The sequence below is a fragment of the Nonomuraea sp. NPDC050478 genome (assembly GCF_044458265.1).
Lineage (GTDB): Bacteria > Actinomycetota > Actinomycetes > Streptosporangiales > Streptosporangiaceae > Nonomuraea > Nonomuraea ferruginea.
Genome location: NZ_JBITHT010000013.1, coordinates 49,997 through 63,824 on the forward strand (window position 1 = coordinate 49,997; position 13,828 = coordinate 63,824).

7 protein-coding genes are annotated in these 13,828 nt (G+C 72.7%); 4 read left to right on the top strand and 3 right to left on the bottom strand.

Annotated elements, in window-relative coordinates:
- Positions 1-85: 85 nt before the first annotated feature.
- Positions 86-403 carry a sterol desaturase family protein gene (locus tag ACIBF7_RS42785; RefSeq protein ID WP_397199679.1) on the bottom strand — a complete coding sequence of 106 codons (318 nt, stop codon included), beginning with the start codon at positions 401-403 and terminating at the stop codon, positions 86-88.
- Positions 400-1,377, bottom strand: a complete 978-nt coding sequence (locus ACIBF7_RS42790) for an alpha/beta hydrolase (protein WP_397199680.1) — start codon at positions 1,375-1,377, stop codon at positions 400-402. The genes ACIBF7_RS42785 and ACIBF7_RS42790 overlap by 4 nt, the downstream gene beginning before the upstream one ends.
- A gap of 72 nt (positions 1,378-1,449) precedes the next feature.
- Here ACIBF7_RS42790 and ACIBF7_RS42795 point away from each other — a divergent pair, with 72 nt between their 5' ends.
- Positions 1,450-2,007: a TetR/AcrR family transcriptional regulator gene (locus ACIBF7_RS42795; protein ID WP_222708951.1), complete on the top strand. Its 558-nt coding sequence runs from the start codon at positions 1,450-1,452 to the stop codon at positions 2,005-2,007.
- 151 nt (positions 2,008-2,158) lie between these two features.
- Positions 2,159-3,124 carry an S-4TM family putative pore-forming effector gene (locus tag ACIBF7_RS42800; protein WP_364235801.1) on the top strand — a complete coding sequence of 322 codons (966 nt, stop codon included), beginning with the start codon at positions 2,159-2,161 and terminating at the stop codon, positions 3,122-3,124.
- Between the two features lie 22 nt (positions 3,125-3,146).
- Here the strand turns inward: ACIBF7_RS42800 and ACIBF7_RS42805 are convergent, their stop codons facing one another.
- Complete coding sequence (locus ACIBF7_RS42805) at positions 3,147-4,055, bottom strand: hypothetical protein (RefSeq protein WP_397199681.1); 909 nt, start codon at positions 4,053-4,055, stop codon at positions 3,147-3,149.
- A gap of 408 nt (positions 4,056-4,463) precedes the next feature.
- Between ACIBF7_RS42805 and ACIBF7_RS42810 the strand changes: the two genes are divergently transcribed.
- Together ACIBF7_RS42810 and ACIBF7_RS42815 are read left to right on the top strand one after the other, a co-directional pair.
- Positions 4,464-10,706, top strand: coding sequence for an amino acid adenylation domain-containing protein (locus ACIBF7_RS42810; protein ID WP_397199682.1), 6,243 nt, complete (start codon positions 4,464-4,466; stop codon positions 10,704-10,706).
- Positions 10,697-13,774 (top strand): amino acid adenylation domain-containing protein, encoded by a 3,078-nt coding sequence (locus ACIBF7_RS42815; RefSeq protein ID WP_397199683.1) that lies wholly within the window; start codon positions 10,697-10,699, stop codon positions 13,772-13,774. The genes ACIBF7_RS42810 and ACIBF7_RS42815 overlap by 10 nt, the downstream gene beginning before the upstream one ends.
- Positions 13,775-13,828 lie beyond the last annotated feature (54 nt).

Sequence of the window (13,828 nt, forward strand, 5' to 3'; positions counted from 1 at the left end):
GCGGCCGGGGCGACGGATCGTCCGGACGGGAAGCGAGATGGTGGATTCCGGCATCAACCGATCGGTTGATGCCGGGACCCCGGTCCTACGTCGCCGTCCGCTCCGGCGGTGACGGTTCGGTGTGGCACGCACCGGAGGCTTGGAAGGGTTCGGCGAGCTGGCCGGAGGCGAAGCGGCGGGCGGGGTCGTAGGAGAAGGTGCCGAGCAAGTGGTCCCAGACCAGGGTGAACAGCCCCAAGTTGACGTCGCCGACACCGGCCTCTTTGAGGTGGTGGAAGCGGTGGCCCTCGTTGAGGGCGAGTTGGAGGGCGGCGTGCGCGTGCGGTTCGGTGGTTCCGACGTCGCCGGTGAAGGCCAGCCGGCCCGGCTCCAGCGTGGCCGTCCTCTGCCAAGTGCCGGTCATCGGACGAGGGAGTCCCGGAGGAACCCGGCGATCTCCGCCCGTGCGGCCTTGGCCTGCGGCACCACGCCCGGCATGCTGAGGAACGCGTGTGTCGCCCCGGGATGTTCGGTGAGCCGCACGGGTGTCCCAGCGGCTCGCAGTCTTTCGGCGTAAGCGCGGCCGTGATCGGCCAGTGGGTCAAGGGTCGGCACCACCACGAGCGCTGGGGCCAGTCCGCCCAGATCATCGGCGTACAGCGGCGACAGCGCACGAGGATCGGTTCCCGGCGGAACGGCGAACCGGTGGAGCAACCGCAGTTGCGGCAGGCTGAGGGTCGGGCTGTGGGCATGCCGGGTGATCGAGGCGTGGTCGAACATGGTCGAGGTCAGGTCGACAGCGGGGTTGACCAGCACTTGCGCCCTCAGGACCAGCCCGGACTCCCGGGCCCGGATCGCGGCCAGGGCGGCGACCATCGCGCCGGTGCTCTCCCCGAAGACGGCGGTCCGCGCCGGGTCGACCCCCCATCGGGCGGCGTGCTCCAGCACGTGCCGGAGCACGTCCCAGCCGTCGTCGACGGCTGCCGACAGCGGTGTCCGCGGGTCGAGGAGGCGGTGCTCGACCGAGACGACGATCGCGGGCAGGCGCGCGGCAAGGTGGCTGTTCACCCAGTCGCACTGCGCCGCCGTGCCCACGAACCCGCCTCCGTGCACGTGGAGCGCCAGGGGCAGGTCGGCCCGGTCGGCGCCCACCGGCCGGTAGATCCGGACCGGGACGTCACGACCGGGCAGCGCCACCTCCTGCCACCGGATGCCGGCGCCACGGTCGGGAAAGCCGGTGATCACCCGTGCCAGGCGGGATGCCCGCTTGCGGTTCTCCGCCTCGCGGTAGGCGACCAGTTCCTCGTCCGTGATGGCCGGCCAGTCCGGCTCCCTCCCCAGCGCACGCAGCAACCGGATGCCCAGCGGCGGCCGCTCCGTATCGGTGATCTCGCTCAATGTCAGCTCCTTGGTGTTTCGCTACCTGAAGTATCGATACTAACAGTAGCGCAAATGGCTATCCTGGGAGCCATGACCGCCAGACCGCCCGGTCGCCCACGCTCCGGCGTCCACGCCGTGGTCTTCGCCGCCACGCTGAGCACCGTCCACGAACTCGGCTACGCGCGGGCCACCGTCGACCGCATCGCCGCCGCGGCCGGCATCGCCAAGACGACCATCTACCGCCGCTGGCCGACCAAGGGCGCGCTGATCGTGGACTGCCTCCTTGACGCGTTCGGCCCGATTCCACTGGAAGGCGCCGGTCGCGCCGAGCTCATGTCCTCGGCCATCCGCTGGATCGCTGCGAAGATCGCCGAACCCGGCGTGGGCGACGCGTTCGCCGGCGTCTTCAGCGACGCCGTCAGCGATCCGGCCCTGCGCGCAATCCTGTCCACCCGACTGCAGGACCCCTACAGGATCGCCCTCCAAGAGGCGCTCGGCGAGCCGGAGAACCGGGTCCTTTTCTTCATCGACGTCGTCGTCGGAACCCTGCTCCACAGGATGGGCATGACCGGCGAGCCGATGGCCGACGACGACGTCACCACACTGACCGAGCTGGTCCTGCCGCACTTCACCGGATCGCCTCCCTGAGCGATGGACGGGGCGACGCCACGGGCGGCCGGAGCGGCTGCGCACCGGTGAGAGCGGCCATGCCCTCGTCACTTGGAAGCGTCTCGCCGGTTGCCGACAATGGGCGCATGCCTGCTCCACACCGCGGCGGATCCGGCGATCGGACGGTCGAATGACGCGCTCTTCCGCCAGCCCCCAGAACCCGCCGCGGGGCGTGCCTGCGCGGGCGATCGACCAGCGCCAGCTCGACCAGGACATGTTGCGCCTACAGCGCGCGGCCGCGGCCAGCCACCAGCGCGGGCAGTTGGCTGAGGCGCTGCGCGCGGTGATGGCGGCCGCCATGGCGGCCGGAGGGGTGGTCACCACGCTGACGGGGATCGGCCGTACCCCTGTGGCGATCGTCGGATTCCTGTGGTTTCTCATTTCCGTCATCCCGCTGCGGCTGGTGGTGGCCTCGCTTGCCAACCAGGGGGCGTTGCTGCAGGAGATGTTCGACACCGCCCTGTTCCACCTGCCCTGGCGCGGCGCGGTCGCCGGCGAGCCGATCGCGGATCCCGACGTCTCGCGCCTGGCCCGCAAGCTCAAACCGGGCAGCACGAAGGATCGGCGGGTCACCGATGGCTGGTACGACCCCACGGATCGCGTGCACCATCCGTATGACGTGTTGATCGCCCAGGAGCAGAACCTCGCCTGGGACGCGCGGCTGCGCCGCCGCTACGGCCGCCTCGTGCTCGCGGCGGCGATCGTGTGGTGCGTCATCGGCGTCCTGGCCGGGATCGTCGCCGGGGTCACGATGACGGACGTGGTCGTCAGCTATTTCGTCCCCTCCCTGGCCGCTTACCAACTGGCCCTGGAAACCTGGTACAGCCAGGAACGCCTGGCCACCGAGCGCGAGCGGCTGCTCAAGCTCGTCACCGCGGAGCTGCGGAAAGCACGTCCCGGGAAGATCGACGAGGCCGAATGGCGGAGGCTGCGTGAACTGGCCCGCGACATCCAGGACGGGATCCTGCGCACCCGGCAGGACATCAGCCGCGTCCCCGAGTGGTTCTACCGGCACTACCGCGGCAACGACGAACGGGACTTCGCGGATACGGCCGAAGGACATCGGCGCCGCCTGGCCGAACCGGCGAGCCCTTAGCGGGGGATCATCGGCGTGACGCTCACCCGGAACGACCGGGCTCGTCCTCGGAAGCGGAGACGCCACCCTGCCGGAGCAGTTCTCTCCATGCGGACAGCGCGGCCGCCTGGTCGCCACGGTCTGCCGCGGCACGCGCCCGGTGCGCCAGCGTGGCGGCGGCCTCGAACGATTCCGCCGCGCCCACCGCGTGGGTCGCGTCGCAGGCTTCGACGGTCCCTTCCCGCTCCGGGGTGGTCAGGTCGATCATCCGCAGCTGACGACCCTGCGCGGCCGCACGGCCCAACTGGCCGGCGAGCGCGGACAGCAGCGCCGGGATGTCGTCGATCAGGTGGCCCACCGGAAGTCTGGTGTGCCAGCCGAGGTCGGCCTGCTCGACGATCTGGCTGATGCTCTCGGCGTCGAACGCGTGCGATCCTTCCAGCCACCTCAGCGCGAACAGCTCAAGGAAGTAGGACAGGACGGGGATCGACCGCCGGTACTTGATCAGCTTGATGATGCGGATGGCCTCCCTGCAGGTGTAGTCGACGCCGCCGGGACTGGCGTCGAGTGTGCGCTCGTGCAGTGCCGGTGAGGTGCCCAGCCAGCGATCCTCCGTGGCCGGGAACGCCACCTCGACCAGGCCGGAGCTGGGCGCGGTCACCGGAGAGTCCCACAGGAAGTCGGCCTCGCAACCAGGGACCAGTTCCATGGACGGCTCAGCGGTGAGCGAAGGGAAGTGGACCGCGGGGAAGGCGCGTCTCAGCGGGCCGAAGCCGGACATCGGGCCCATGGCCTCCAGGCGGTCGGCGAACAGGTCGTAGGCTTTCCGCGGCCTGATGGGCCCTGGCGGCGGCCGGTCCGCCGCCATGGCCTCCAGGAGCTGTTCGATCGAGTACGGCAGGACCGTGTCGGCCGCGCCGTGACGGATCGGATCAGCGAAGACGGCGAGCATGTCGACGTCGCTGAAGCCCGCGACGCTGGTCGCGCAACTGGCCGAGCCGACAGGCGCCCACCTCGACGTGCCGAGAGCCTTCAGCTGACGCTGAGCCGCCGCGAGCAACCGCTCCCCGCATGGCCCTGGGCGGGGCGGATCGGACACGGCCTCATCGACGTCTCGGAGAAAGGCTCGCACGGCCATGCGGCTCCCGGCAGCACCCATGGCCGGGATTCTGCCAACCGGACGACGCGGCGGCGACCTTTCTGGCGTCGTACAGCTCATGGCGTCACCCGCTTGACCTCACCGGCGCGGTGTGAGCAAATCCCGTTAATGTGACGTTCACCACTGAAAGTGAGGCGGTCGTTGGCGACCTCGACGGAGCCGGCCTCAGGCGGAGCCCACCTCTCAGACACCAAACGAGCTTTGCTGGAGCAACGCCTGCGCCGCAGGTCGAACGGCAAGCCGACCGCGATCCCACGCCGCCCCGCCGGCGCGGACATCCCCCTGACCCACGCCCAGGAGGGCCTGTGGTTCATGGAGCAGTTCGCCCCCGGCACGGCCGCCTACACCATCCCCCTCGTGGTGCGCCTGCGCGGGGACCTCGACGCCGCACGGCTGCGCCGAGCACTCGAAGCGGTCGTGGACCGGCACGAGATCCTGCGTACCCGATTCTGCGCCGACCCCGACGGCCGCCCTCGCGTCGAGGTGGCCGGCACCGGGCAGGTGGAGCTGCGCCGCGTGAGCGCCCCGGACGAGGCGGCGGCCCGTGAGCTCCTGAGCGCCGAGCTGGCCAGGCCCTTCGATCTCGCCGCAGAACCGCCCGTGCGCGCCCTGCTCGTGCGGCTGGCCGGCGACGACCACGTCCTGCTGGTGGCCCTGCACCACATCGCCGGTGACGGCTGGTCGCTGGAGATCCTGGCGGGGGAGCTCCGTGCTCTGTACGCGGGGGAGGAGCCGCCCGCGCTCGCCCTGCAGTACGGCGACTTCGCCGTGTGGCAGCGCGGCCGACCGGCGGACGAGGCGGACCTGGCCTACTGGCGCGAGCGGCTGGCCGGAGTGCCGCCCATCGAGCTGCCCCTGGACGGCAGGCGCGGCGCGGTGGCCACCTTCGAGGGCGACTCCCACACCTTCAGGCTCGGCCCCGACGTGCTGGCCGCGGCCACCAGGCTGGCCCGCGAGCACGACGCGACGCTCTTCATGGTCGTCCTCGCCGTCTACCAGGTGCTGCTCGCCCGGCACAGCGGCCGGTCCGACTTCGCGATCGGCACTCCCGTGGGCGGGCGCCCGCGCAGCGAGCTCGAACCGCTCATCGGCATGTTCGTCAACATGCTGGCCATGCGCGCCGACCTGGAGGGCGACCCCACCTTCGCCGAGCTGCTCGCCCGGGTCAGGCGGAGCACGCTGGACGCCTTCGCGCACCAGCGGCTGCCCTTCGAGCAGCTCGTCGGCGAACTCGGCCTGGCCCGGGACGTCTCGCGTACCGCGGTGTTCCAGGTCGCGCTGGCGCTGCGCAGCTACGAGGAGGACACCGCCGCCTGGCCGGGCCTCACGGCGGAGCCGTACCCGCTGACGGCCGGGGCCGCCCCCTTCGAGCTGGAGCTGTTCCTGACCGAGCGCGGCGGCGGGCTCGACGGGCTGTTCGTCTACAACCGGAACCTGCTGGCCAAGGCCACGGTCGAGGAGCTCGGCGCCCGGTTCGGGACGCTCCTGCGCGCCGCGCTCGCCAGGCCGGACCGGCGGGTGTCGGACCTGGAGCTGCTGACCGGGCCGGAGCGCGAGCGCGTGCTGGCCCTCTCGGCCGGGCCGAGCGTGCCGTACCCGGCGGACCGGACGCTGGGAGAGCTGTTCGAGGAGCAGGCCGCCCGCACGCCCGGCGCCGTCGCCCTGGAGTTCGGCGGGCGGCGGCTCACCTACGCCGAGCTGGAGCGGCGCTCCGGCGAGCTGGCCCGGCGATTACGCGACCTGGGCGCGCGGCCGGGCGTCAGGGTCGCGGTCGCCATGGAGCGCTCCCTCGACCTGGTCGTGAGTCTGCTGGCGGTGGTCCGGTCCGGCGCCGCGTACGTGCCGCTCGACCCCGACTATCCGCGCGAACGCCTGGACTTCATGCTGCGGGACGCGCGAGCCGCGATCCTGCTGCCCGGGGAGACCGTACTCCAGCGCGAGGACGTGCCGGACACGCCGCTGACCCCCGCCTGTCCCGCGTACATGATCTACACCTCCGGCTCGACCGGACGCCCGAAGGGCGTGCCGAACTCCCATGCCGCCATCGTCAACCGCCTGGACTGGATGCAGCGGCGCTTCGGCCTGACCGGCGCCGACGCGGTGATGCAGAAGACGCCCGCCGGGTTCGACGTGTCGGTCTGGGAGTTCTTCTGGCCCATCATCACCGGCGCCCGCCTGGTCGTCGCCGCGCCCGGCGGCCACCGCGACACCGCCTACCTGCGCGACCTGATCGTCTCCTCCGGCGTGACGACCATGCACTTCGTGCCGTCGATGCTCGCCGCCTTCCTGGAGGAGGAGGACGTCGAGCGCTGCGTGTCGCTGAAGAGGGTGGTCTGCAGCGGGGAGGAGCTGCCGGTCGCCGTCGCCGCCCGGTTCTTCGAACGGCTGCCGGAGGTGGAGCTGCACAACCTCTACGGGCCGACCGAGGCCGCCGTCGACGTGACGGCCTGGCGCTGCGTGCCGGGCGAGAGCCGGATCCCGATCGGCCATCCGGTGCAGAACACCCGCGTCCACGTCCTCGACGCGCGGCTGCGGCCGGTGCCGCCCGGCGTGACCGGCGAGCTGTACATCGGCGGCGTCCAGGTTGCCCTGGGCTACCACGACCGGCCCGGCCTGACCGCCGAACGTTTCCTGGCCGACCCGTACGGGCCCGCGGGGTCACGTCTTTACCGCACCGGCGACCTGGCCCGGACGCACCGCGACGGCGCCGTGGAGTTCCTCGGCCGGGCCGACGACCAGATCAAGATCCGCGGCCAGCGGGTCGAGCCGGGCGAGGTCGAGGCCGTGCTCCGCGAGCAACCGGGCGTGCGCGAGGCGCTGGTCGTGGCCGACGCGGACGGCCTGGTGGCCTACGTCGTCACCGATGCCGAGGCGACCGGGTTGCGTGCCCGGCTCAAGGAGCTGCTGCCCGACCACATGGTCCCCACCGCCTACGTGCGGCTGGACGCCATGCCCCTCAGCCCCAACGGCAAGGTGGACCGGTCCGCGCTGCCCGCCCCCACCCGGTCGAGCGGCGACGGGGCCCTGCCGGTCACCCCCGCCGAGATCGCCGTCGCCGGCATCTGGAGCGAGCTGCTGGGCGTGCCCGGCATCCGGGCCGACGACGACTTCTTCGACCTCGGCGGGCACTCGCTGGTCGCCATCCAGGTGGTGGCCCGGATCCGCAAGCTGCTGGCCCCGGCAGAAGGCCGCTCGGTGGGCGTCATGGACCTGTTCCAGCACCCCACGGTGCGCGGCCTGGCCCAGCTCATCGAAGGGCCGGCCCCGGCCGAGGACAGGCCGCGCGCGCTGCTGCACCGCCTCACCCGCTCACGCGTCACCCCCGCGCTCACCCTCGTCTGCTTCCCGTACGGCGGCGGCAACGCCCTGGTCTACCAGCCGCTCGCCGACGCCCTGCCCGAGGAGTGCGCGCTGTACTCGATGGCCTTCCCCGGCCACGACCCCGGCCGCCCCGACGAGCCGGTGATGCCGCTGGAGGAGGTCATCGAGCAGGCCGTACGCGAGATCCTCGACGGCATCGACGGCCCCATCGCCCTGTACGGCCACTGCGGCATCGGCGGCGCCGTCACCGCAGAGGTCGCCCGCCGGCTGGAGGCCCGGGGCCGCGAACCGGCCGCGGTCTACATCGGCGCGATCTTCCCGTTCGCCCGTCCGGAAGGGCGGATCGCCGGGCCGCTGGGCAGGCTGCTGCGCACCGACCGCCTGCGAGGCGACCGCTCGTACGAGAACCGCATGAAGGCCATGGGCAACGACATCTCCGGCCTGGACGAGGAGCAGGTCAAGTTCATGGTCCGCAACCAGCGGCGGGACACGCTGATCGCGGAGGAGGCCTTCACCCGCATGCTGGCGGAGCGGGCCGAGCCCTTGCGCGCCCCCGTCATCGCGGTCGTGGGGGAGCAGGATCCGGCCACCGACTACTACCGCGAGCGCTACCGGGAGTGGCACTTCCTGTCCGAGACCACGGCGCTGGTCGTCCTCGACGAGGCCGGCCACTACTACCTGAAGTACCGCGCCGACGACCTGGCCCAGGTCCTCACCAACACGCACATCGCCATGGAGTACGGCTCGGCCGCCGAGCTGAGCCGCCAGGCCCGCGGCCCGGCCGCCGGATGGTGGGTCGAGGAGACGTCGGCCCCGGACGGTCAGGAGGCTCCGCCGGCCAGGAAGCGGGCGCCCGAGCCCGGCATGCGCCGGTTCCTCGCCGTCTCGGCGTTCCAGCTCCTGTCCATGGTCGGCACCGCGGTGACCGACTTCGCCATCCCGATCTGGGTCTACACCACCACCGGCTCCCTGCTGAACTTCGCCCTGCTGGTCGCGCTCGCGATCATGCCGGGCGTGCTGGCCGCCCCGCTGATCGGCGCGCTCGTCGACCGGCACGGCAAGCGAGCCATGATGGCGCTGGGCAACTGCCTGGCAGGCGGCGTGCAGCTGGTCTTCGGCGTGCTGCTGTGGACCGGCGACCTGGCCACCTGGCACATCTATCCGCTGGTCACCCTGCTCTCGATCACGCTGGTCTTCCAGCGGCTCGCCTACACCGCGGCGCTGCCGCAACTGGTGCCGAAGCGGTATCTGGGGCACGCCGCCGGCGTGGTGCAACTGCTCGCGGGCACCTCCCAGTTCGTCGCCCCGCTGCTGGCCGTCGCGCTGCTGGCCGGGATCGGCCTCGGCGGCATCCTGGTGATCGACGTGATCAGCTTCGCCGTGGTGCTGGCCGCGCTGGCGCTCATCCGCTTCCCCGCCACGATGGCGCTGGAGCGGCGCGAGACGCTGGCCGCCGAGCTGGCCGGCGGGTTCCGCATGTCGCTGGGCAACCGCCACCTGCGGGCCGCGCTGCTCTACTTCGCGGTGCTGAACGTCATGCTGGCCGCGGTGCTGATGTCGATCTCGCCGCTGGTGCTGTCGTTCGCCGACCTGGACACCGCCGGCCGCATCTCGTTCGTCGGGGGCCTGGGCGCCACGTTCGGCGGCGTGATCGTCGCGCTGTGGGGCGGGCCGCGCCGCCGCCGGATGCGCGCCGTGCTGCTCGGCACCCTGCTGCTCAGCCTGTTCGCCGTCGTCACCGGGGTGTACGCCTCGCCGCTGACCGTGGGCCTGGGCGCTTTCGGGCTGTGGTGCAGCCTGTCCGTGGTCAACGGCGTCTTCATGACGATCATCCACGTGAAGGTGCCGCAGCGGTTCCACGGCCGGGTGATGGCGTTCAACCAGATGATCTCCTGGTCGACGCTGCCGGTCGGCATGGCCGTGGTCGCCCCGCTCGGGGAACGCCTGCTGGAGCCGCTGCTCCTGCCCGGCGGCGCGCTGGCCGACACCGTCGGCGTGGTGATCGGCGTGGGCCAGGGGCGCGGCATCGCGTTCATGTACGTCCTGCTGGGCCTGGGCATCGCCGTCCTGGCGCTGGTGGCCATGCGGATCCCGGTGCTGGCCGGGTTCGACGAGGCGGTGCCGGAGGCGGACCCGGACGACCTGGTCGGCGCGCGGGCGCTGCGGGACCGGGCGGGCAACGTCGTCAGCCTCGCCTGGAGTGCTCCCGCCTTCGCCAAGGCGCTCACCATGCCGCTCAGCGCGGCCAAGGCGGCTGAGCTGCTCGGGGAGCCGGTCGAGAAGGTGCTGCTGCGCACCGGCGGCGAGATCAGCGCCGTCTACGAGGTCAGGACCCGCGACCGTGAGCTGATCTTCAAGCTCTACCCGGGGTTGTTCACCGAACGCATGCGCAAGGAGCTGCACGTCTACGAACTGCTCGGCCGAACCGGCGCGGCCGCGCCCACCGTGATCCGGGCCGACGACTCCAGGCGCGACCTGCCCCAGGCGTACCTGGTCATGACCAAGGTGGCGGGCCGGCCGCTGTCCCAGGTCTCCGCCGGAATGGACCGGACGACCGTCGAGCGGCTCTACCGCGACATGGGCCGCCTGCTGCGCACCGTGCACGGCGTCACGGTGCCCGCCTTCGGCCCGCTCGACGGCGTACAGGAACCCACCAACGACGCCTACGTAGGCGGCCAGTTCGAGCTCAAGGCCGCCCACTTCGCCGAGTTCGGCGGCGACCCCGGCCTGCACGCGGCGCTGCTCGCCCGCCTGCGCGCCGACCGCCACCTGCTGGCCCGCCGCACCACGCCGGTGCTGCTGCACCACGACTTCCACGAACGCAACGTCATGGTCGCCGAGCGCGCCGGCCGGTGGGAGGTGACCGGCCTCATCGACGTCGAGAACGCGCTCGGCGGCGACCCGCTCATGGACCTGGCCCGCACCGACTACTTCGCCGTCCGCGACGACCCGCTCCGCCGCCGCGCCCTCTACGAGGGGTACGGCGACCTGCCCGCCGACTGGGCAGAGCGGCTGGCGTTCTACCGGCTCTACCACGCCCTCGACCAGTGGCACTGGCTGGCCACGATCGGCGAGGTCGGCGCGCTGGAGCCGATCACCCGGGAGATACGCGCATGCCTGTGACCGAAGACGCCTTCGCCGCCTCGTACGCGCAGGAACGCGTCTGGTTCCTCACCAGGCTGCTGCCTGACGTGCCGCTCTACAACATCGCCGGCGTCTCCCGGCTGGAACGGCTCGGCGAGGTCGAGCCCGGCCTGGTCGAGCGGGCGCTGCGGATGCTGGCCGAACGGCACGAGCCGCTGCGGACCCGCCTGGAGCCGCGCGGCGAGGAGGTCGTGCAGCTGATCGCCCCCGAGGCGACGGTGCGGCTGGCCTGCACCGACCTGTCCGGCCGCCCCGAGCGGGACCGTCCCGGTGACCTCGCCGCCCTGGCGGCGGCCGACGCCGCCGAGCTGTTCGCCCTCGACGACGCGCCCCTGTGGCGGGCCCGGCTGGTACGGCTCGGCGGCGGGCAGTGGCGGCTCGTGCTCGTCGCCCACCACGCCGTCTTCGACGCCTGGTCGATGCGGATCTTCACCGAGGACCTCGCCGAGGCGTACCACGCGCTGCGCGAGAACCGGGCGCCCCGGTACGCCGAACTGGCCGTGCAGTACGCCGACTACGCCGTCTGGCAGCGCGAGCAGGGCTTCGAGGCGTCCCTGGCCTACTGGCGCGAGCGCCTGGCCGGATCGGTGCCGCTGGAACTGCCCCCCGACCGGCCGCGGCCGGCCGAGCTCGGCTACGCGGGCGCCAACCACCCCTTCACCGTCCCCGCCGCGCTGACCGAGCGGGTGACCGCCCTGGCCAGAAGCACCGGCAGCACCTCCTTCATGGTGCTGCTCACCGCGTTCGCCGCCCTGCTCGCCCGCTGGAGCGGGCAGACCGACGTGGTGATCGGCTCGCCCGTCGCCGGACGTGACCAGCCCGAGCTCGGCCCGCTCATCGGCATGTTCGTCAACACCCTCCCGCTCCGCACCGACCTGAGCGGCGACCCGTCCTTCGCCGAGGCGCTGGAACGGGTGCGGACCACCGTCGTGGACGCCCTCGACCACCAGGACGTGCCCTTCGCCCGCATCGTCAGCGAACTCAACCCACCCCGCGACCCCTCCCGCACCCCGCTCTACCAGGTCGCCTTCAACCAGCTGCCGTACGACGTGCGCGGCCAGATCGGCACCGGCACCACCAAGACCGACCTGACCTTGGAGATCCAGAACGCCGAGGGCGATCTGAGCGGCTGGCTGGAGTACGCCACCGACCTGTACGACCCCGCCACGATCGCGCGGCTGGCCGAGGGGTTCCTCGCCCTGCTCGACGCCGCCACCGGCGACCCCGCCCTCCCGCTGTCGCGGCTGCCGCTGATGCCCGCCGGGAGGCGGGAGGAGACGGTGACCTCCTGGCACGGGCCGCGGCTGCCGTACCCCTCCATGCCGTTGCACGAGCTCGTGGCCGGGCACGCGGCCGCCACGCCGGGCGCGCCCGCCGTCGTCGTCCCGCACGAGTGCCGCACGCTCACCTACGGCGAGCTCGACGAGCGGGCCGCGGCGCTGGCCCGGGTACTCGTCTCGCGCGGCGTCCGGGTGGAGTCGCCGGTGGCGGTCTGCCTTCCGCCCGGCGGCGACCTGGTGGTCGCGCTGCTCGCGGTGCTCAAGGCGGGCGCCTGCTACGTGCCGCTCGACCCGCGCTACCCCGCCGAACGGCTGCGCTTCATGCTGGCGGACTCGGGGGCCGCGCTCGTACTGACCACGCCGGAGCTGGCCGGACGGCTGCCCGGCGTGCCCGCGCTCACCGACCTGGCCCAGAGCCCGCCGGACGACCGGCCGCTGCCCCGGGTCTCGCCCGGCCACCTGGCGTACGTCATCTACACCTCCGGCTCCACCGGGGTGCCCAAGGGCGTCATGGTGCCGCATCGGGGCGTGGTCAACCTGGTCACGAGCCTGGCCTTCACCGCGGCCGAACGCATGCTCCTGCTCACCCCCATGTCCTTCGACATCGCCGCGCTCGAACTCTTCGGACCGCTGCTGTCGGGCGGCACCGTGGTGGTGGCGCCGCCCGACAGCAAGCTGGGCGCGGTCCTGGCCGAGGCGGACGTGCGCACCGTGCAGGCGCCGCCGTCCGTGCTGGAGGAGATCGCCGAGGAGCTGCCGGTCGGCCTGCCCCGGGTGCTGAGCGGCGGCGAACCGCTCGGCCCCGCGTTCGCCCGGCGGCTGCGTGAGGTGGCCGGCGAGGTGCACAACATGTACGGCCCGACGGAGACCACCATCTGGTCGCTCACCCACCTGACGCGGCCGGGGGAGCAGACCGTCCCCATCGGCCGCCCGGTCGCCAACACCACCGCCCACGTGCTGAGCGAGGTCCTGGAGCCGGTGCCGCCCGGCGTGGTGGGAGAGCTCTGGCTCGGCGGCGACGGGCTGGCCCGCGGCTACCACCGGCGGCCGTCCCTGACCGCCGAACGGTTCGTCCCCGACCCCTTCGGCCCGCCCGGCGCCCGCCTCTACCGGACCGGCGACCTGGTGCGGCGCCTGGCCGACGGCGCCGTGGAGTTCGTCGGCCGGGTGGACGACCAGGTGAAGGTGCGCGGCGTCCGCCTGGAGCTCGGCGAGGTCGAGGCCGCACTGACCGCGCATCCTGGGGTCACCCGCGCCGTCGCCGCCGTCCGCGACGACGCGCCGGGCGGCCGCGCCCTGGTGGCGTACGTGGACGAGCACGCGCCCGTGGCCGAGCTGCGCGCCTACCTGCAGGACCGGCTGCCCTCCACCATGGTCCCCAGCCTCTACCTGGCCGTCGGCTCCTTCCCCAGGCTGCCCAACGGCAAGCTCGACCGCTCCGCCCTGCCCGCCCCCGTCCCCGCGGCCGCCGCCGAAGCCCTCCCGCCGCGGACGGCCGCGGAGGAGCTGGTGTACGAGATCTGGAGCGAGGTGCTGCACCGGGACGGGTTCGGCGTGGAGGAGGACTTCTTCGACCTGGGCGGGCACTCCATGCTCGGCACCCGGGTCGTCGCCAGGATCTGCTCGGAGGTGGAGATCGAGCTGCCGCTCAACATCCTCTTCCTGACCCGTACCGTCCGCGGGCTGGCGGCGGCGGTGGAGGAGCGGCTGGCGGCCGAGATCGACGCGTTGTCGGACGAGGAGGCCGCGGCCCTGATGGAGACCTGACGCCGGGGCCGTTCAGCGGGAGCGGCTCGGAGCGACGGCCGCCCGGGCGTGGAC